We start from the raw sequence: 18,449 nt of genomic DNA on the forward strand, positions 1-18,449 counted from the left end.
CAGCAAAGGGAAGGGTTGCGATGCCAGGATGGGCCTATGACCGCACCGCGCATCCTCGTCGTGGACGACGAACCGAACATCCGGGACCTGCTGGTCACGAGCCTGAGGTTCGCCGGCTATCAGGTGCGCGCCGTCGCCAACGGCGCCCAGACCATCTCGGCCGTCCTCGAGGAGGAACCCGACCTCATCATCCTCGACGTCATGCTTCCCGACATGAACGGGTTCAGCGTCACCAAGCGTCTGCGGGGCGCGGGATACACCGCCCCGATCCTGTTCCTGACGGCGAAGGACGAGACCGAGGACAAGATCGAAGGGCTCAACGCCGGCGGCGACGACTACGTCACCAAGCCGTTCTCGCTGGACGAGATCGTCGCGCGTCTGCAGGCCATCCTGCGCCGTACGATGCAGGCCGACGAGGAGTCCACCATCCGTGCCGGTGAGCTCACGATGGACCAGGACACGCACGACGTGACCGTCGGCGACGTCTCCATCGATCTGTCGCCGACCGAGTTCAAGCTGCTGCGCTATCTGATGCTCAACCCGAACCGGGTGCTCAGCAAGGCGCAGATCCTCGATCACGTGTGGGAGTACGACTTCAACGGCGATGCCGGCATCGTCGAGAGCTACATCTCCTACCTGCGTCGCAAGATCGACCCGTACTCGTCGGAGCCGCTCATCCAGACCAAGCGCGGCTTCGGCTACATGCTGAAGGCCGGCAAGTCCTCCTGACCGCCCGCCCATGACGGTGGACGGGGTGTACGCGGCGCACGCGAAGAAGAACGATCGCCTGACGTCGTGGTGGCGCGGCATCAGCCTGCGCGCCAAGGTGACGGGCGTCACGGTCGCTGTGCTCACCGTGGGCCTGCTCGCGGCCGGCTTCGGAACGGCCGTCTTCCTCCGCAACGCCCAGATCGCCGAACGCGACCAGTCGATCAGCCAGACCGTCACGCTCGATCAGGCCAGCAGCCTGCTCAACGTCGAGGTGGTCGAGGGCGTCGCGCAGTTCGAGCCGGCCGACTACCCCCCGCTCACCTCGTTCTCCATCGCCGTCTACGGCCCGGACGGCACCCTGCTGGCCACCGGCGGGCCGGCCCAGAGCGACGGCCCGGTGTTCCCGGCGACCTTCGGTCTCGATCGGACGCTCATGCAGGGCACGGCGCCGTTCGAGCTGTTCTCCGCCGACGGCGAGACGGTGTACCACGCCGCCGTGGACGTGCTTCAGATCCCGGGGGCGCGGGAGAACAACGTGCAGCTGCTCGCGCTGCCGCTGACTCCCGTCACCCAGACCGTGGCCAGCTTCGTCGGCATCTACAGCATCCTCGCCATCCTGACGATCCTCGCGAGCGCCCTGCTCACCCGGTGGCTCGTGACGCTCGCGTTCGGCAGTCTCGGACAGGTCGAGCAGACGGCCATGTCGATCGCACGCGGTGACTTCGGTCAGCGCATGGGCGACATCGCCCCGGGCACCGAGGTGGGCAAGCTCAAGACGGCCATCAATGCGATGCTCGACCGGGTCGACCACGCCCTCGGGCAGCGCGATGCGACCGTGCTGCAGATGCGACGCTTCATCGGCGATGCCAGCCACGAACTGCGCACCCCGCTCGTGACCGTGCGCGGCTATGCGGAGCTGTACCGGATGGGGGCGATCTCGGGCGACGAGCAGACGGCGCAGTCCATGGAGCGCATCGAGAAGGAGGCGATCCGGATGGGCGGCCTCGTCGAGGACCTCCTCGCCCTCGCCCGCCTCGACGAGCGCCGCGACATCGTCGTCGCCCCCGTCGACCTGCGCCCGATCGCGCGCGACGCGGTGCTCGATGCCCGGGCGACCGCGCCGGAGCGGACCGTGTCGTTCCTGGACGACGCTCCCGCGCCGCGACTGCTGCGCCCCGCGTCCGCTCCCCCGACGAGCAGCTCGCCGACGCGGCGCCGTCCGCCGACGGCGGCGATCGGCGCGCTGCTGCGTCGGCGCCCGCGCCCGGGCGAAGAGACCGGCACGCCCGCGCCGGCGGAACGGCCCCCCGTCCTGGCGGCGAGGGAGCCCATCGTGCTCGGCGACGAGAACCGCATCCGCCAGGTGGTGGCGAACCTCCTGGGCAATGCCCGCCGCTACACGCCGGAGGGCTCGCCGGTGGAGCTGGCCGTGGGCGTCGACGAGCCGGCGGGCATGGGCTGGATCTCGGTCATCGACCACGGCGACGGCATCCCGCCCCAGCTCCGCGACAAGATCTTCCAGCGGTTCTGGCGCGCCGACACGTCCCGCACGCGCGAGACGGGAGGCTCGGGCCTCGGGCTCTCGATCGTCGCCTCCGTCGTCGAGGCGCTGCACGGATCCATCGTGGTCAGCGAGACGCCCGGCGGCGGCGCGACCTTCCGGGTGGCCTTCCCGCTGGCCCAGGCGCGGGATGCCGCCGAGCACCTGTTCATCGAGACCCAGCCGCTGCCGCGCCTCCACGCGGACTCCTGAGGGCGCCGCCTCCTCCCCGCACGGCTGGCGCCCGACGCCGTCCACGGGAGCGGCGCCCGCCCCACGCGCCGCCACGCGCGCCGCGTAGCGTGGGGGCCCCGTCGAAAGGAGATCCCATGACCGCCTTCAGCGTCGATGCGGACGCCGTCCTCGCCGCCACCGGTGCGATCCGCGGCACCGCCGACCGGCTCCAGGCCGAGACCGCCGCGATGCTGGGTCAGCTCACCCAGCTCCAGGGCACCTGGACCGGTGGCGCCGCCGTCGCGTTCCAGAGTCTCGTCGATCGCTGGCGCAGCGCGCAGACCGAGCTGGAGAGCGCCCTCACCGACATCGGGACCGCCCTCGGTCACGCGGGCGCGCAGTACGCGCAGACCGAGGTCGCGGCGGCGGGCCTGTTCCGCTGACGGCATCCGGGAACACAGAAAGGCCCCTCCGAGGAGGGGCCTTTCCGATGAGGGTCGGACTCAGAAGTCCATGCCACCCGTGGGGTCACCGGCGGGCGCGGCAGCCTTCTCGGGCTTGTCGGCGACGACGACCTCGGTGGTGAGGAACAGACCCGCGATCGACGCGGCGTTCTGCAGCGCCGAGCGCGTGACCTTGGCCGGGTCGATGATGCCGGCGGCGAACATGTCGACGTACTCGCCGGTGGCCGCGTTCAGGCCCTGGCCGACGGGCAGCTCCGACACCTTGTTCGCGACGACACCGGGCTCGAGACCGGCGTTCAGCGCGATCTGCTTCAGCGGGGCCTCGATGGCGACCTTGACGATGTTCGCACCGGTGGCCTCGTCGCCCGTGAGCTCGAGCTTCTCGAACGCACGCTTGCCGGCCTGGATGAGCGCGACGCCACCACCGGGGACGATGCCCTCCTCGACGGCCGCCTTCGCGTTGCGGACGGCGTCCTCGATGCGGTGCTTGCGCTCCTTGAGCTCCACCTCGGTGGCCGCACCCGCCTTGATGACGGCGACGCCGCCGGCGAGCTTGGCGAGGCGCTCCTGCAGCTTCTCGCGGTCGTAGTCGCTGTCGGTGTTCTCGATCTCGCGCTTGATCTGGGTCACGCGACCCTCGATCTGCGCGGACTCGCCGGCACCCTCGACGATCGTGGTCTCGTCCTTGGTGACGATGACCTTGCGCGCCTTGCCGAGCAGGTCGGTGGTGGCGTTCTCGAGCTTGAGACCGACCTCCTCCGTGATGACCTGGCCGCCGGTGAGGATCGCGATGTCCTGCAGCTGGGCCTTGCGACGGTCGCCGAAGCCGGGGGCCTTGACGGCGACCGACTTGAAGATGCCGCGGATCTTGTTGAGCACGAGGGTCGCGAGAGCCTCACCCTCGACGTCCTCCGCGATAATGACGAGCTCCTTGCCCTCCTGGATCACCTTGTCGACGATCGGCAGCAGGTCCTTGATGTTGGAGATCTTCTGGTTCGCGATGAGGATGTACGGGTCCTCGAACACCGCTTCCTGACGCTCCGGGTCGGTGACGAAGTAGGGGTTGATGTAGCCCTTGTCGAAGCGCATGCCCTCGGTGAGCTCGAGCTCGGTGCCGAAGGTGTTCGACTCCTCGACGGTGACGACACCCTCCTTGCCGACCTTGTCGATCGCCTCGGCGATCAGCGCGCCGATCTCGGGGTCGGCGGCGGAGATGGATGCCGTGGCGGCGATCTCCTCCTTGGTCTCGACCTCCTTCGCCGATGCGAGCAGCTCGTCGGAGAGAGCCTTGACGGCCTTCTCGATGCCCTTCTTGAGCGAGATGGGGTCGGCCCCGGCGGCGACGTTGCGCAGGCCCTCGCGAACGAGCGCCTGGGCGAGGACGGTCGCGGTGGTCGTGCCGTCACCGGCGACGTCGTCCGTCTTCTTGGCGACCTCCTTGACGAGCTCCGCGCCGATCTTCTCGTACGGGTCGTCGAGCTCGATCTCCTTGGCGATCGAGACGCCGTCGTTCGTGATCGTGGGGGCGCCCCACTTCTTCTCGAGCACGACGTTGCGACCGCGGGGGCCCAGGGTCACCTTGACGGCGTCGGCCAGGATGTTCAGGCCACGCTCGAGGCCGCGGCGGGCCTCCTCGTCGAAAGCGATGATCTTTGCCATAAGTGTGTCGTCCCTCCCGGACGTGAGGATGAGTCTTTAGCACTCGCGAGGATGGAGTGCTAACTCATTCTGGCACTCTGGCATGACGAGTGCAAGCCGCCGACGCCCGGCGCGGCGACACGCGCCGAACCGCCGCCGAGGGCGCGCGGGAGGAGGGTCGACGCGGGGTCAGGCGACGACGCGGACCGACTCGGCCTGCGGGCCCTTCTGACCGGCACCGACGGTGAACTCGACCGTCTGCCCCTCCTCGAGCACCCGGAATCCGGACATGTCGATGTTGGAGTAGTGGACGAAGACGTCCTGGCCATCGGTGACGGTGATGAAGCCGAAACCCTTCTCGGCGTTGAACCACTTGACGGTACCCTGGGCCATGCGAATCTCCTGATGCTGCGGTGGGACGTCGCAATGCTAACCAGCGCTCGCGGCGCGAAAACGCCGATCCGGCAACTGTTGACACGCGCGCATCGAAGTGTTCACACGCGTGAAACACTCCCCCGCGGAGGTCGCGTCCGCGCGGTGTCAGCCGGCCGGCGTGGCGCCGGCATCCGTGCGATCGGCGCCGATCACGACGACCAGCAGCGTGCTGCCGTCGCCGCCGGCCAGCCCCGCATAGGCGTCGCTGAGGGAGACCGTGGCACCGCCGATGACCTGCGCGAGGCCGCGGGCGGCGCCCTCCTCGGCGGGATCCGAATAGAACACGGTGGTGGTCTGGAACCCCGTCGAGCCGGCATCGCCGGCCGTGACGTCGTCGGCGGCCCAGCCGGCGGCCACGATGGTCTGGGCGAGCGCGCCGGCGAGCCCCGACTGCGTGGTGGCGTTGAGCACGGTCACCTTGAACGACGTGTCGACGACGGGCTCAGCCGTTGCGATCGGCGTCGGGGTCGCGCTCGGCGTCGGGAACAGGGTCACGCGGCCCGTCGCGACCAGCGTGCCGAAGATGCCGACGGCGACGAGGACGACGATCGCGATCACCGACCACAGCACCACCACACCCCCGCGCATCCGCGGGTTTTCGGCGCGATGAGCACCGATGCGGCCCCCGTCGAGGGGCAGATCATCGAAGCGGTCCTGGTGAGCGGGGGTTCTCGGCACCACAGAATGCTATCGGCCCGTTCCCGTGGGAACCGCGGGAACGGCGGCGCGGCCTGCGCGCTCGCGTTCGCGTGCCTCGCGCAACCGGCGCAGCCGGTGCACGAGCATCGCATCGTAGGCGGCCGCATCCGGCTGGTCGACGACCCGGCCGAGGAGCTGGTAGTAGCGCGCCGGCGCGAGCCCGAGCTCCGCGCGGATCGCCTCCTCCTTGGCCGCATCGTGACCGCTCCAGCGCGACTCGAAGTCGAGGAGCAGGCGGTCACGGTCGGCGAGGGGCACACTTCACGCTAACGCGTCGCGGACGTTTCCCCCTCGCGCCACTCCAGCCAGGAGCCGAGCGGATCGGCCATCGCCACGATGCGCCCGTCGAGGGCGAGGGCGAACCCGTCCGACGACGGCTCTTCCGCGTGCCCTCCCGCCTGCCAGCCGCGATGCAGCGTCGGGGCGTCGAGGGTGATCCACCGTCCCGCAGCGCGCACGTCGTCGATGAGGACGTGGCGGGCATCCCACGGGATGTGGGCCAGCACCCCCGGGGTCTGGATGACGAGTGTCGCCTCCCGCGGCGCCGCGGCGACGGCGCGGGCGAGCTGAGCGGAGCCGTCGCCGGCGAGGAGCAGCGGCGGGTCGGCCGCCGCGATGCGCAGCGCGTCGGCGACGCGTTCGACGCGGCCCTCCTCGCCCGGCCAGACGAGACCGGTCAGCCAGGCGGCCGTCGCGGGATCGGTCGGCGCGAGCGGTGCCAGGTCGATCCCGGCGCGCCAGACGATCGTCGGAGAGCGCAGCGGCGGTACGAGCGGGCCGCGCAGCACGCTGCGCAGGACCACCTCCGACGTGCCGCCGTCGGGGTCGAGGGCGATCTCGCCGTCCGGCGTCGCGTAACGGTAGGAATAGCGGTCGGGGTAGAGGCAGAGTCCGGCGCTCGCACCGATCTCGAGCAGGGCGATCGGCCCGTCGATCAGGCTGAGCGCGGGCAGCAGAGCGGCGCACCGCAGCGGCTCGTTCGTCTGCAGCGACCGGCGGGCGCACTCCCCGACGACCTCGTCGGCGTGGCGCAGGAGCCACTCCCGCCACACCGCGTAGGGCGGCTCGCCGGAGCCCAGCAGGCGCGCGACGGCGAAGACGAGCGGCGGCTGACGGTGCATCGGGGCGATCCGCGCCAGGACGGACTGCACCGTCCGGTCTGCGGCGACGCCGGCCGCCCAGTCGGCGTACACGGCCGAGCGCCCGGGCGCCTCCTTCCGCGCGAAGCGCGCGTAGCGCTCCGCGACCGCGGCGATCTCTGCATCCACGGGCTCCATTCTCGCCGGGACGGAGCACGCCCCCGCGACGTCGGGTTGAATGGAGGTGGACTAAGGAGCCAGATATGACCTACCACGTCACCAAGACCGACGAGCAGTGGCGTTCGGAGCTGACCCCCGAGCAGTACGCCGTCCTCCGTCAGGCGGGGACGGAGCGCGCATGGACCGGCGAGCTCCTCGACGAGAGCCGCGCGGGTCTCTACACGTGCGCCGCGTGCGGCGCCGAGCTCTTCCAGAGCGGCACGAAGTTCGACTCGCACTGCGGGTGGCCGAGCTTCTACGAGTCGGTGCGGCCGGAGGCCGTGGAGCTCATCGAGGATCGCAGCCACGGCATGGTGCGTACGGAGGTGCGCTGCGCGAACTGCGGGTCCCACCTGGGCCACGTCTTCCCCGACGGCTTCGGCACGCCCACCGGCGACCGGTACTGCATGAACTCGCTGTCGCTCTCGTTCACGCCGCAGGGCGAGGCGGACGCGTCGTGATCGACGCGGTCACCGACTACCCCGCCCTCGCGGCGGTGCGCGGGCGGCGGTCGTGGTCGAAGGTGACGGATGCCGCCCCGACCCGTGCCGAGCTGCTCACCCTGGTGTCGGCGGCCGGCCGGGTCGCCGACCACTCGTCTCTGCGCCCGTGGCGGGTGATCGAGCTGCGCGGCGATGACCGACTGACCCTCGGTGCGGCCATCGCGACGGCCGAGGGCGACGACAAGCCCTCGACGAAGCCGCTGCGCGCACCCCTCGTGCTCGCGATCGTCGCCAGTTACCGCAAGAGCGACAAGGTGCCCCGCTGGGAGCAGGAGGCCGTCGCCTCGGGCGTCGCGCACATGCTGAGCCTGCTGCTGGACGAAGCGGGCTGGGGGGTGATCTGGCGCACGGGTCGCTACACCCGCGCCAAGGCCGTCGCGAAGGCGCACGGCCTCGGCGCGGACGAGGAGCTGCTCGGGTGGCTCTACGTCGGCGGCAAGCCGCAGGGCGCGCGCCCGGGACGGCGGACCTCGGTCGACCCTCGATCGCACCTGACGCGGATGCCGGCGGCGACGGTCTCCGGCGAGAAGGCGGACGCCGCCGCGGCGAAGGCGAAGAAGAAGGTCAAGAAGAAGAAGAAGAAGGACTAGTCCGCCGGCGCCACCACGGCGCGGCGGCGATGACGACGGACGTCCCGGCCACGAGCACCATCAGCAGCTCCGTGACCCAGCCCGGGCCCGAATCGGCGGGCCACAGGGCGTCGATCGCGAACGCGGTGCCGAGCTGGCCGACGACCACCCCCAGGCCCAGCAGCAGCACACCCGTGTGGGCGACGAGAGCCGCCGACAGGAAGATGTAGGCGACGCCGACGACGCCTCCGAGGTACAGCCAGCCGGCCGCGGGGAGCTCGGCGGGCGGTCCCACCAGCGCGACGTGGACGGCCGCCGCGATCGCGAGCACGATCGTCCCGCCCAGGAAGTTGACGAAGGTCGCCGTCAGGGGCGTGCCCACGCGCTGACGAAGTCGTCCGTTGGTCGCCTGCTGCCACGCGATGCCGACGCCCGCCAGGAACGGCAGCAGCAGCATCCACCACGGGATGCGGTCGAGCACGCCGCCCTGCAGGGAGATGCCGACGGCGACGAGCGCGAGCATGCCGCCCGCGACACGCGGCATGGTGACGGCGACGACGCCGGCCGGGCCGTAGCCGATGCGGTCGAGCACGAGTCCGTTGAGCGTCTGCCCGGCGACGACGCCCACGGTGAACAGCGACACGCCGATGACCGCGACGGCGAGCCCCTGCGTGGCGACGGTGAGCGCTCCGGCCAGGCCACCACCCAGCATCCACCAGGGGATCGTCCGCGCACGGATGCCGAGGACGAGCGCCGTGACGCCACGACGGCCGGCCGGCAGGACGGCAGAGAGCACGACGAGCACGGCCAAGCCGGAGGCGAAAGAGACGACGGCGGCGACGAAGCCGTCGCCGATGTGCAGACCGAGCTGGCCGTTGATGCGCGCCTGGATGGCCGTCAGCACACCGACGAGCACGGCGCCCCCGAGGGCGACGGCGGCGGGCAGCCGGTGCGTCGTCGGAGGTGTCACGAGTCCTCAGCCTATCCGGGCAGGACGGCGGGACCCGGCTGCTCAGTCGTAGCCGAGGATGCAGATCGCTTCGGTGATCGGGTCGGGTTCGGTACGCGGGTCGTGCTCGTCCACGAGATCGAATCTAGGGGCGTCCGACGCGGGAGGCCAGCCGCATCGCCGTGCATAACGACAACGCTCTCCGCGCGCCGACCTCTGGACGCGGGTTGCACGACGCACACGACCGCTATATCTTCTTTTCTACACGATCGATCCCTGATTATATACACCAGACGTCACAGTTTGTGTCCCTCGGGATCATGATCATCGCGGAGCCAATGGAGGACCCCTGATGCAGACATCGCCCGTCTCGGAGTACGACGTCGTCGTCGTGGGTGCGGGAGCAGGTGGGCTCGCCGCCGCCGTGACCGCCGCTCACGGCGGAAGCTCCGTGCTCGTGCTCGAGGCGGCGGAGGTCTGCGGAGGCGCGACGGCATGGTCGGGCGGGTGGCTGTGGGCACCGCGGTCACTGCTCGCCACCCGCGAAGGCGTCGATGAGTCGCTGGACGACGTCAGCGTCTACCTGCGTGCCGTGCTCGGTGACGACTACCAGGAGGACCGGGTGCGGGCCTTCCTGGAGGCGGCCCCCGAGATGATCGAGTTCTTCCACACCCGGACCGCGCTCGAGTTCGTGCCCGGCTCGAAGATCCACGACATCTACGGCGATCTGCCCCATGCCGGCACCGGCAACCGCTCCGCCGCCCCGAAACCGATCAACGCGCGCCGGCTCAGCCGCTCGGTGCGGGCACTCCTTCGCGGTCAGCTCTACGAGACGTCCTTCCTCGGGATGGGGATCATGGCCGGACCGGACCTCGGCGCGTTCCTCGCGGCGGCCCGCGGCGACCTGCGGGGTCTGTGGCACTGCACGTGGCGGGTCGGGCTCCACCTCGTCGATCTCGTGCTCCACCGCCGCGGCATGCAGCTGGTCAACGGCACCGCCCTGGTGGGCAGACTGCTGCAGTCCGCGGAGGACGCGGGAGTCGAGATCCGCGTCAGCTCCCCCGCCCGCGCGCTGACGACGGATGCCGAGGGCCGTGTCACCGGGGTCGTCGCCCAGACGCCGGACGGAGAACGCACCTTCGTCGCGCGCGCCGGCGTCGTGCTGGCCGCCGGAGGCTTCCCGAACGACGTCGAACGTCGGCGCGACCGGTTCCCCCGCACCCCCACGGGCACGGAGCACTGGACCCTGGCACCGGCGACCGCCGACGGCACGGGCATCTCGCTCGGAGAGAGCGTCGGCGGACGCCTCCAGCAGGGCGCCGCCGCCGGCGCGTGGTGCCCCGTGTCGCTCATCACCTATCGCACGACGGGGCGCACCGGCGTGTTCCCGCACATCATGGACCGCGCCAAGCCCGGCAGCATCGGCGTCATCAGCACGGGCGAGAGGTTCGTCAACGAGGCCAACGGGTACTACGACTACGTGACCGGCATGTTCGCGGCGGTGCCGGCGGGCGAGCCGGTCCAGTCGTGGCAGATCGCCGACGCGACCTTCGTGCGACGGTTCCCGCTCGGCATGGCCCGGCCGCGCCCCGTGCCGCTGCTGCCCTACCTGCGCAACGGCTACCTCGTGAAGGCGCCGACCCTGCGCGAGCTCGCCGCGCGATGCGGGATCGATCCGGACGGACTCGAACGCACCGTCGCGGAGTTCAACCGCGACGCCCGCGCCGGCGTCGACACCCGGTTCGGGCGGGGACGCACCGCCTTCAACCGCTACGGCGGTGACGCCTCCGTCACGCCGAACCCCTCGCTCGCTCCCCTCGAGAAGGGGCCGTTCTACGCCGTCCGCGTGCTGCCCGGCTCGTTCGGCACCTTCGCGGGGTTGGCCACCGATGCGAGCGCGCGCGTCGTGGATGCCGACGACCGCCCCATCCCGGGGCTCTACGCCGTCGGCGCCGACCAGGCCAACGTCATGGGCGGCCACTACCCCGCCGGCGGCGTCAACATCGGGCCCGCGCTGACCTTCGGCTACGTCGTCGGACGCGACCTCGCCCGCATCGAGACGGCGGCGGTCCGGTGATGCGCGAGATGGGGGTGGCGCACCTCACGCTGCTGACGCTCACGCCGCCCGAGCTCGTCGACATCGCGGCCGCGGCCGGCTTCGGCTTCGTCGGCATCCGCGTCCGGGCCGTCACGACCCAGGAACGCGCGTTCGACATGCGACCGGGCTCGCCGATGCTCGCCGAGACGCTCGCGAGACTCCAGCACACGGGACTGACCGTCCGCGACGTCGAGTTCCTGCCGCTCACTGCCGGGGTCGGACGCGAGCAGTGGCTCCCCGCCCTCGAAGCCGGTGCCGCCCTCGGCGCATCGGCGCTGACGGTCACCGGGGCCGACCCCGACCGCGCGCGGCTGACCGATACGCTCGCGGCACTGACGCAGGATGCCGCGGCCCACGGCATCCGCCCGCTGCTGGAGCCGATCTCCTATCAACCCGTCGGCCGCGTCGCCGACGCCGCCGCGATCGCCCGTGAGACCGGCGCGGCCCTCATGCTCGACCCGCTCCACATCTGGCGGGGCGGATCGTCGCTCGACGACATCCGCGGCCTCGAAGCGTCGCTCGTGCCGGTGCTCCAACTGTGCGACGCGCCGCCGACCGCCCCGTGCGGCGACGACCGGGTGGCCGCACTGCAAGGCGAAGCCCGCGCGCAGCGGCTGCTGGTCGGCGAAGGCGGGCTGCCGTTGGCGGGGCTCCTCGAGGCCGTACCACCCGGCACTCCCGTGAGCGTCGAGATCCCCCACGCGCGCCTGCAGGCGCGCCTGCGTCCGCTCGCCTACGCCCGCCGGGTCGCTCGGAGCACCCGAGACCTGCTGGAGCGCGTCGATCGGACCCGTCCCTCGCCCGCCGCGGAGGCGGCCGGGCACATCGTCGTCGAAGGAGAGCGCTCATGACCGCCACGACCCCCCGCACCCCGCATGCCGAGAGCGCGGTCGCCGCGACGGCGCGCCCCGGCGACACGGTCGTCGATCTTCTCGTGCTCGGCACCGGGGCCGCAGGCCTGTCGGCCGCCGTCACCGCCGCCGCGAGCGGGCTGGAGACGCTGGTGCTCGAGAAGACCGAGTACCTCGGGGGGACGACCGCCTACTCCGCCGGCACCTGCTGGGTGCCCGGTCACCGTCATCAGCGCGCACAGGGGCTCGCGGACGAGAGAGCGGAGGCCTCGCGCTACCTCGACGCGGTGGTCGGCGACAAGGCGCCCCGTGAGATCCGGGAGGCCTACCTCGACCGCGGCCCCGAGATGATCGACTGGTTCCACGACCTGGGAGTGCGGTTCTGGCATTCCCGCACGGTGGTCGACTACCACCCCGAGGAGGACGGAGCCGGTGTCGGCCGCGCCCTGGAGCCGGAGACCTTCGACGGGCGCCGCCTGGGCTACGAGGACTTCCGGCGCGTCCGGCCGCCCGTGCCGGAGTTCGCCCTGTTCGGCGGCACGCTCATGGTGCGCCGGGCGGAGGTGAACCGCCTGCTGGAGCTGTTCCGCTGGTCGCCGCGGGCGGCCGCCACGGCGCTCTCCCTCGGCATCCGCTGGTTCTTCGACCGCCTGCGCTACCCCCGCGGCACCCGTCTGGCGATGGGCAACGCCCTCGTCGCGAACCTCTTCCACACCCTCACGGCGCGCGGCGGCCGAGTCTCGTTCAGCAGCACCGCGAAGGAGCTGCTGATCGAGGACGGCCGCGTCGTCGGCGCGATCGTGGAGGCGGACGGGCGTGAGCGGCGCGTGCTCGCGCGGCGCGGCGTCGTGCTCGCCGGCGGCGGGTTCGCGGCCTCCCACGCGTGGCGGGAGGCGCATCTGCCCGCCCCGACACCCCAGTTCACCCGCGCCGCCGAGGGGGCCACGGGCGACACGCTCGCCCTCGGCCTCGCCGCGGGCGCCGCGCTCGGACCGGATCACGGCGACAACGGCTTCTGGTTCCCCAGCTCCATCGGCCGGCGCCGCGACGGGTCGCTCGTCGTCTTCCCGCACATCTGGGACCGTGCCAAGCCCGGCATCGTCGCGGTGACCGCCTCGGGACGCCGCTTCGTCGACGAGTCGGTGTCGTACCACCGGTTCGTCCGCGCCATGTACGCCGCCCCGGCCCGCGACGAGGCCATCCCGGCGTGGCTGATCATCGATGCCCACGCCCTGCGCGAGTACGGCCTCGGCATGATCCGCCCGCACACCCCCGGGCGCGCGCTGCGCCGCTACGTCTCGGACGGCTACATCCACCGCGCCGGAACGATCGCCGACCTCGCGCGACGGATCGGCGTCGACCCGGACGGGCTCGCCGAGACCGTCCGCACCAACAACCGCTCCGCCGTCACGGGCGTCGACGAGGAGTTCGGAAAGGGCACGAGCCCGTTCGGCCACCAGTACGGCGACGCGCGCCACCGCCCCAACGTCAACCTCGGACCGATCCGCAGGGCGCCCTTCTACGCCCTTCCCCTCGTCCCGACCCCGCTCGGCACCGCGCGGGGACTGCGGATCGACACGGAGGCCCGCGTGCTCGACGCGCACGGCCGACCAATCGCCGGGCTGTACGCGGCCGGAAACGACGCGGACTCCCCGATGGCCGCCGAGTATCCCGGCGCCGGCGGGCAGGTGGGCGCGGGCATGACCTTCGGCTACATCGCCGCGCGCCACGCGGCATCCGCCGCGCCCTCCTCCCCCGCGGAGGGTGCCGTGCGGATCGCGACGACGGAGGCACGGTCATGACCACCCCGAACCTGCGGACCCTCGCCACCGCGCTCGACCAGATCGGCGTGGTGGTCGCCGACCTCGATGCCGCCGCGGCGGGGATGCGCGCGGCGTTCGGCATCGAGCCACGGCTGCGCACCACTGCCCGCTACCGCGGTGCACGCTATCGCGGGTCGAGCCTGGACACGGAGGTCGATGCGCTCTTCTACGACCTGTTCGGCATCGAGATCGAGTTCCTCGCGCCCCGCGGCGGCCCCGACATCTGGCAAGAGTTCCTCGACGAGCACGGCCCGGGACTGCACCACATCCGCTTCGCGGTGGACGATCACGACGCCGTCGTCGCGGCGATGGCCGCGGCGGGCATGCCCGTGCATCAGGAGGGGGACTCGGTGCGCGGCGGCGGCGTCCGCTACGCCTACTTCGACGCGCGCCCGACGCTGGGCTTCTTCCTCGAGATCCTGTCCACGCCCGTGTGAGCGCTCCGACATGGACATCGGCAGCCGTTATGCTCGCGAGGTGGAGATCCGCTGGCTCGAAGCCTTCGTCGTCGTCGCCGAGGAGCTGCACTTCGGACGCGCGGCCCAACGCCTGCACGTCGCGCAGTCGCCGCTGAGTCAGACCATCCGCCGACTCGAGGCGAGCATCGGCACCGAGCTCTTCGAGCGCAACACGCGCAGCGTCGCACTGACGCCGGCCGGGCGGGCGCTGCTGCCGATGGCCTACCGCGTGATCCAGGACCTCGCCCTGGCCACCGAGGCCGCGCGCGCGGCCTCCGGCGCCATCCGCGGCGCCGTGCGCATCGGGTTCTCGGGCGCGTTCAACCACTTGACCCTGCCGGCGCTGGCGCGCGCGGCCCGGCGGGAGCTGCCGGAGGTGGACCTGCAGCTGGTCAGTCGCGTCCGCACCCGCGATGGGCTCGCCAAGCTGCGCAGCGGCACCCTCGACCTGGCGTTCGTCGGGCTGCCGGTCGCCGCCGAGGGCATCGACTCCCGCATGATCGCCCGCACGCGTCTGGGCGCGGCCCTGCCGATCGATCATCCCCTGGCCGATGAGCCGGCACTCCACGCGCGTCAGCTGGCCGAGGACGACTTCCTCTCGATGCCGACGGACGGCTCGTCCGCCATGGCCGAGGGGCTCATCCGCTGCTGCGTCGCCGCGGGCTTCCGCCCGAACATCGTGCAGGAGGTGGCGGACCCCTACATGATGCTGACCCTCGTCGCGGCGGGCATCGGCGTGACGATCACCGCCGAGGATCTGGCGCCGATCATGCCGCAGGGGGCCCGGTGGGTGGAGCTGCTCGACGAGCCGCAGTACATGCGGCACGGCATCGCCTGGCTCAAGGACGACCAGAGCGCCGCGCTCCGGGCGGTGCTCGACCTCGCGGAGCGCATCCTGCCGACACCGGAGGATTAAGCGCAGAATCTTCTTTGTTTCAGACAAACCTAGTTCTGGACGCGACACAATAGGGATGCCACGCTGTCGGGAGCGCATCGCACACGCGACCGCACCCCACAGAACAACGGCGTCTGGCCTCAGCGCCCTCGAACGAAGGCAGAGCACATGTCAAAGACGACATCTCCTCCCCGGAAGAAGAACAACGCGCGCATCGCCGCCGTCTCAGGATTCATCGGCAGCGCACTGGAGTACTACGACTTCTTCATCTACGCGTCCGCCGCCGCGTTGATCTTCCCGCACCTGTTCTTCCCCGCCGGCGAGCCCGGCGTGGCGACGCTGCTGTCGTTCGCCACGGTCGGCGTCGCCTACGTCGCCCGCCCGTTCGGTGCCGTGCTGTGGGGACACGTCGGAGACCGGTGGGGACGCAAGAAGGCGCTGCTGGCCTGCCTGTCCATCATGGGCGTGGCGACCTTCCTCGTCGGCTGCCTGCCGACGTGGGACGCGATCGGGGTCGCCGCGCCGATCATCATCGTCGCGCTGCGCCTGATCCAGGGCGTGTCGGCCGGCGGTGAGTCCCCGGGCTCGAGCGCACTGACGCTGGAGCACGCCCCCGACCGTCACCGCGGCTTCTTCACGAGCTGGACGATGTCCGGCATCATGTTCGGCATCGTGATCTCGAGCCTCGTGTTCATCCCGATCGCGGCCCTCCCCGAGGACGCGCTGCTCAGCTGGGGCTGGCGTGTGCCGTTCTGGGCATCGCTCGCCGTGACCGTCGTCGCGATCGTCCTGCGCCGCATGCTGGACGAGCCGGAGGTGTTCGAAGAGGTGAAGGAGACCGAAGAGGTCGCGAAGATCCCGCTGGTCACCCTCTTCCGCTACAACGGCGGCACCGTCCTGCGCGTGACGCTGATGTCGCTGTTCACCGTCGTCAACACGATGTTCAACGTGTTCGTCCTGGCCTACGGCACGACCGTCGCCGGCATCCCGCGGGCGAACATGCTCATCATCATCACCGTCGCCAACTTCGCCGCGGTCTGCTTCGGCCCGATCGCCGGGGCGCTGTCGGACCGGATCGGACGAAAGCCCGTCTTCCTCGTCGGTCTCGTGCTGCAGTCGATCACAATCTACGCCGTGCTGGCCGCCGTCGACGCCGCGAACATGCCGCTGGTGTGGGCGCTGAGCATCTTCCTCATCGGCATCGCCTACACCCTGTCCAACTCGGTGTACCCGGCCTACTTCCCGGAGCAGTTCCCGGCGCGCGTGCGCTACACCGGCATGGCGGTCAGCCTGATGCTCGGGCTCGTCCTGGCCGGCTTCACGCCCGCGATCGCGCAGGGCTTCGTGACGGGCGAGGGCAACGAGCAGAACTGGCCCGCGGTCGCGTTCTTCACGATCGGCATCGTCCTGATCTCGGGAATCGCGACCGTGTTCGCCCCCGAGACCTCGCGGACGCCCACGGCGCACCTCGGTCTGAGCCGGCGTCAGCTCGCGGAGATCGATCGCCGCACCGAGACCGGCGAGGCGCTCACGCAGTCGGTGCGCACGACGCCCTACGACCGCTTCAGCCGCCGCTGAACACCAGGATGCCGGGCGCCGCCGCCGTCATCGGCGCGGCTCCCGGCATCCGCGTCCCCAGAAACGGAACCCCATGACACGCTCCTACCTCGTCGGACTCATCGGCTCGGGGATCGGGTCGTCGTCGACGCCCGCCCTGCACGAGAGCGAGGCCGACGCGCACGGCGTGCGCTACCTCTACCGCACGATCGACATCGACGCCCTCGGCCGGACGGCCGCCGACGGCGCCGAACTGGTGCGGCAGGCGCAGGAACTCGGCTACGACGCACTGAACATCACCCACCCCTGCAAGCAGACCGTCCTGTCGGCGCTCGACGAGCTCTCCCCCGACGCCGAGCTGCTGGGCGCCGTGAACACGGTGGTGTTCCGCGACGGCCGCGCGATCGGCGCGAACACCGACCATTCGGGCTTCGCCCAGGGCCTGCGCGACGGGCTGGACTCCCCCGCGCTCGACCGCGTCGTCCTCCTCGGCTCGGGCGGAGCGGGCTCGGCCATCGCCTTCGCCCTCCTGAACGCCGGCACGCGGGTGCTGTCGGTCTTCGACCCCGTCGTCGAACGCGCCCGGGCGGTGCGCACGGCGCTGGGCCCGGCCTTCCCGGGAGCGGAGATCGTGGCGATCGGCGCCGACGAGCTCGCGGCGGCGATCGGAGCGGCCGACGGACTGGTCAACGCGACCCCCATCGGCATGGTGGGCCACCCCGGCATCCCTGTCGACCCGTCGCTGCTGCACTCCGGCCTCTGGGTCGCCGACGCGATCTACCGGCCGCTGCGCACGGAGCTGATCGAGACGGCGCAGGCCCTCGGGTGCGCGGTTCTCGACGGCGGGCGGATGGTGGTCGGCCAGGCCGCCGACACCTTCCGGCTGATCACGGGACGGGACGCGGATCCGGAGCGGATGCGGGCCCGCTTCCTCGCGCTGACGGGCGCGACTCAGTAGTCGGCGCGGCCGCCGGAGAGGTCGAAGGTGGCTCCGGTCGTGAAGCCGCACTGATCGCTCGCGATCCAGGCGACGGTCGCCGCCACCTCCTCCACCGTCAGGAAGCGCCCCATCGGGATGAGGGCGCGCGTGCGCTCGATGAACTCGTCGGTCAGCTGCGAGAACAGCTCCGTTCGCACCATGACGGGCGCAATGGCGTTCACGGTCACGCCGTCGGCGATCAGCTCGCGCGCCAACACCTTGGTCATGCCGACGACGCCGTGCTTCGCGGCGGTGTAGGCCGACAGCGAGGCGGTCGCCTCTTTGCCGGCGATCGAGGCGACCGTGATGACGCGTCCGTAGCCGCGTTCGCGCAGGTGCGGCACGACGGTCTTGGCCGTCAGGAAGGCGCCGGTGAGGTCGAGATCGACCACCCGTCGCCACGCGTCCGCGTCGTAGTCCCAGAGGGGTCCGACCGGGCCGGTGATCCCCGCGGAGGAGACCACGACGTCGACCTTGCCCACGCGGCGCAGCGTCTGGTCCATCGCGTCGCGCAACGACCGCTCGTCCGTGACGTCCGCCGTCAGCAGCGCGGCGGGCTCCCACGATCCGGCGAAGGCGGCGGGCTCGCGATCCCACACGGACACGTCGGCACCGGATGCCGCGAACAGCGCCCCGATGCCGGCGCCGATCCCGCGCGCCCCTCCCGTGATGACGACGGACGTGTCTCGGAAGTCGAAAGTCACCTGTGACATGCCCGCCACGGTAGCGCGCCCATTTGAACGGGATCAAGCATAAACAATGACTGATTCAGTCGTTCTGTTCACACTATCTTCGTCACATACTGGAG

General features: G+C 71.3%; 19 protein-coding genes. 12 read left to right on the forward strand and 7 right to left on the reverse strand.

The genetic code is table 11. The features are described 5' to 3' along the window. Nucleotides 1-36 precede the first annotated feature (36 nt). From KY498_RS06450 to KY498_RS06460, 3 genes are all read left to right on the forward strand, one after another. Nucleotides 37-729: a response regulator transcription factor gene (locus tag KY498_RS06450; RefSeq protein WP_060959854.1), complete on the forward strand. Its 693-nt coding sequence runs from the start codon at nucleotides 37-39 to the stop codon at nucleotides 727-729. A gap of 10 nt (nucleotides 730-739) precedes the next feature. Further along, nucleotides 740-2,464: a cell wall metabolism sensor histidine kinase WalK gene (locus KY498_RS06455; RefSeq protein ID WP_191008215.1), complete on the forward strand. Its 1,725-nt coding sequence runs from the start codon at nucleotides 740-742 to the stop codon at nucleotides 2,462-2,464. Between the two features lie 116 nt (nucleotides 2,465-2,580). Then, on the forward strand, nucleotides 2,581-2,868 hold the full coding sequence (locus tag KY498_RS06460) for a WXG100 family type VII secretion target (RefSeq protein ID WP_060959856.1): 288 nt from the start codon (nucleotides 2,581-2,583) through the stop codon (nucleotides 2,866-2,868). Nucleotides 2,869-2,928: 60 nt separating this feature from the next. Here the strand turns inward: KY498_RS06460 and groL are convergent, their stop codons facing one another. The 5 genes from groL to KY498_RS06485 all read right to left on the reverse strand — a co-directional run bounded on the left by groL (nucleotide 2,929) and on the right by KY498_RS06485 (nucleotide 6,938). After that, entirely contained in the window at nucleotides 2,929-4,548 is a 1,620-nt protein-coding gene (groL, locus tag KY498_RS06465) for a chaperonin GroEL (protein WP_005051072.1), read from the reverse strand. Nucleotides 4,549-4,716: 168 nt separating this feature from the next. Next, nucleotides 4,717-4,920 (reverse strand): cold-shock protein, encoded by a 204-nt coding sequence (locus KY498_RS06470; protein WP_005051075.1) that lies wholly within the window; start codon nucleotides 4,918-4,920, stop codon nucleotides 4,717-4,719. 147 nt (nucleotides 4,921-5,067) lie between these two features. Beyond that, nucleotides 5,068-5,640, reverse strand: a complete 573-nt coding sequence (locus KY498_RS06475; protein ID WP_191008214.1) for a LytR C-terminal domain-containing protein — start codon at nucleotides 5,638-5,640, stop codon at nucleotides 5,068-5,070. Nucleotides 5,641-5,649: 9 nt separating this feature from the next. Beyond that, nucleotides 5,650-5,919: a DUF3263 domain-containing protein gene (locus tag KY498_RS06480; RefSeq protein WP_060959857.1), complete on the reverse strand. Its 270-nt coding sequence runs from the start codon at nucleotides 5,917-5,919 to the stop codon at nucleotides 5,650-5,652. Between the two features lie 8 nt (nucleotides 5,920-5,927). Next, on the reverse strand, nucleotides 5,928-6,938 hold the full coding sequence (locus KY498_RS06485; RefSeq protein WP_219879560.1) for a DUF2332 domain-containing protein: 1,011 nt from the start codon (nucleotides 6,936-6,938) through the stop codon (nucleotides 5,928-5,930). Nucleotides 6,939-7,003: 65 nt separating this feature from the next. On the opposite strand from KY498_RS06485, the gene msrB reads away from it, so the two are divergent. Further along, nucleotides 7,004-7,420 carry a peptide-methionine (R)-S-oxide reductase MsrB gene (gene msrB / locus KY498_RS06490; RefSeq protein WP_060959858.1) on the forward strand — a complete coding sequence of 139 codons (417 nt, stop codon included), beginning with the start codon at nucleotides 7,004-7,006 and terminating at the stop codon, nucleotides 7,418-7,420. After that, nucleotides 7,417-8,052 (forward strand): nitroreductase family protein, encoded by a 636-nt coding sequence (locus KY498_RS06495; protein WP_191008212.1) that lies wholly within the window; start codon nucleotides 7,417-7,419, stop codon nucleotides 8,050-8,052. The genes msrB and KY498_RS06495 overlap by 4 nt, the downstream gene beginning before the upstream one ends. Here KY498_RS06495 and KY498_RS06500 read toward each other — a convergent pair. Continuing rightward, on the reverse strand, nucleotides 8,027-9,001 hold the full coding sequence (locus KY498_RS06500; RefSeq protein WP_191008211.1) for a DMT family transporter: 975 nt from the start codon (nucleotides 8,999-9,001) through the stop codon (nucleotides 8,027-8,029). The two genes, KY498_RS06495 and KY498_RS06500, sit on opposite strands and share 26 nt — an antisense overlap. Before the next feature lie 331 nt (nucleotides 9,002-9,332). Between KY498_RS06500 and KY498_RS06505 the strand changes: the two genes are divergently transcribed. The 7 genes from KY498_RS06505 (at nucleotide 9,333) to KY498_RS06535 (ending at nucleotide 17,620) form a co-directional block, all read left to right on the forward strand. Further along, a complete protein-coding gene (locus KY498_RS06505; protein WP_191008210.1) occupies nucleotides 9,333-11,057 on the forward strand; it encodes an FAD-dependent oxidoreductase in 1,725 nt (574 codons plus the stop codon). Next, complete coding sequence (locus KY498_RS06510; protein ID WP_191008209.1) at nucleotides 11,057-11,929, forward strand: sugar phosphate isomerase/epimerase; 873 nt, start codon at nucleotides 11,057-11,059, stop codon at nucleotides 11,927-11,929. Before KY498_RS06505 ends, KY498_RS06510 begins: the two co-directional genes overlap by 1 nt. After that, nucleotides 11,926-13,731 carry an FAD-dependent oxidoreductase gene (locus tag KY498_RS06515; RefSeq protein ID WP_191008208.1) on the forward strand — a complete coding sequence of 602 codons (1,806 nt, stop codon included), beginning with the start codon at nucleotides 11,926-11,928 and terminating at the stop codon, nucleotides 13,729-13,731. Before KY498_RS06510 ends, KY498_RS06515 begins: the two co-directional genes overlap by 4 nt. Beyond that, nucleotides 13,728-14,189: a VOC family protein gene (locus KY498_RS06520; RefSeq protein WP_191008207.1), complete on the forward strand. Its 462-nt coding sequence runs from the start codon at nucleotides 13,728-13,730 to the stop codon at nucleotides 14,187-14,189. Before KY498_RS06515 ends, KY498_RS06520 begins: the two co-directional genes overlap by 4 nt. A 40-nt stretch (nucleotides 14,190-14,229) precedes the next feature. Next, complete coding sequence (locus tag KY498_RS06525; RefSeq protein ID WP_191008206.1) at nucleotides 14,230-15,126, forward strand: LysR family transcriptional regulator; 897 nt, start codon at nucleotides 14,230-14,232, stop codon at nucleotides 15,124-15,126. A 147-nt stretch (nucleotides 15,127-15,273) separates the two neighbouring features. After that, the gene (locus KY498_RS06530; RefSeq protein ID WP_191008205.1) at nucleotides 15,274-16,683 is read left to right on the forward strand and encodes an MFS transporter; all 1,410 of its coding nucleotides are present in this window, start codon (nucleotides 15,274-15,276) and stop codon (nucleotides 16,681-16,683) included. Between the two features lie 73 nt (nucleotides 16,684-16,756). Beyond that, entirely contained in the window at nucleotides 16,757-17,620 is an 864-nt protein-coding gene (locus KY498_RS06535) for a shikimate dehydrogenase (RefSeq protein WP_060959864.1), read from the forward strand. Here KY498_RS06535 and KY498_RS06540 read toward each other — a convergent pair. Next, the gene (locus KY498_RS06540; protein WP_060959865.1) at nucleotides 17,614-18,354 is read right to left on the reverse strand and encodes an SDR family NAD(P)-dependent oxidoreductase; all 741 of its coding nucleotides are present in this window, start codon (nucleotides 18,352-18,354) and stop codon (nucleotides 17,614-17,616) included. The genes KY498_RS06535 and KY498_RS06540 overlap by 7 nt on opposite strands. Nucleotides 18,355-18,449: the final 95 nt, after the last annotated feature.

The organism is Microbacterium sp. PAMC21962, from assembly GCF_019443465.1.
In the GTDB taxonomy this organism is placed as follows: domain Bacteria; phylum Actinomycetota; class Actinomycetes; order Actinomycetales; family Microbacteriaceae; genus Microbacterium; species Microbacterium hominis.

Coding starts and splice junctions, on each gene's coding strand:
- KY498_RS06450 (WP_060959854.1), top strand. CDS start 37: ATGACCGCACCGCGCATCCTCGTCGTGGACGACGAACCGAACATCCGG.
- KY498_RS06455 (WP_191008215.1), top strand. CDS start 740: ATGACGGTGGACGGGGTGTACGCGGCGCACGCGAAGAAGAACGATCGC.
- KY498_RS06460 (WP_060959856.1), top strand. CDS start 2,581: ATGACCGCCTTCAGCGTCGATGCGGACGCCGTCCTCGCCGCCACCGGT.
- groL (WP_005051072.1), bottom strand. CDS start 4,548: ATGGCAAAGATCATCGCTTTCGACGAGGAGGCCCGCCGCGGCCTCGAG.
- KY498_RS06470 (WP_005051075.1), bottom strand. CDS start 4,920: ATGGCCCAGGGTACCGTCAAGTGGTTCAACGCCGAGAAGGGTTTCGGC.
- KY498_RS06485 (WP_219879560.1), bottom strand. CDS start 6,938: ATGGAGCCCGTGGATGCAGAGATCGCCGCGGTCGCGGAGCGCTACGCG.
- msrB (WP_060959858.1), top strand. CDS start 7,004: ATGACCTACCACGTCACCAAGACCGACGAGCAGTGGCGTTCGGAGCTG.
- KY498_RS06505 (WP_191008210.1), top strand. CDS start 9,333: ATGCAGACATCGCCCGTCTCGGAGTACGACGTCGTCGTCGTGGGTGCG.
- KY498_RS06510 (WP_191008209.1), top strand. CDS start 11,057: ATGCGCGAGATGGGGGTGGCGCACCTCACGCTGCTGACGCTCACGCCG.
- KY498_RS06515 (WP_191008208.1), top strand. CDS start 11,926: ATGACCGCCACGACCCCCCGCACCCCGCATGCCGAGAGCGCGGTCGCC.
- KY498_RS06520 (WP_191008207.1), top strand. CDS start 13,728: ATGACCACCCCGAACCTGCGGACCCTCGCCACCGCGCTCGACCAGATC.
- KY498_RS06530 (WP_191008205.1), top strand. CDS start 15,274: ATGTCAAAGACGACATCTCCTCCCCGGAAGAAGAACAACGCGCGCATC.
- KY498_RS06535 (WP_060959864.1), top strand. CDS start 16,757: ATGACACGCTCCTACCTCGTCGGACTCATCGGCTCGGGGATCGGGTCG.
- KY498_RS06540 (WP_060959865.1), bottom strand. CDS start 18,354: ATGTCACAGGTGACTTTCGACTTCCGAGACACGTCCGTCGTCATCACG.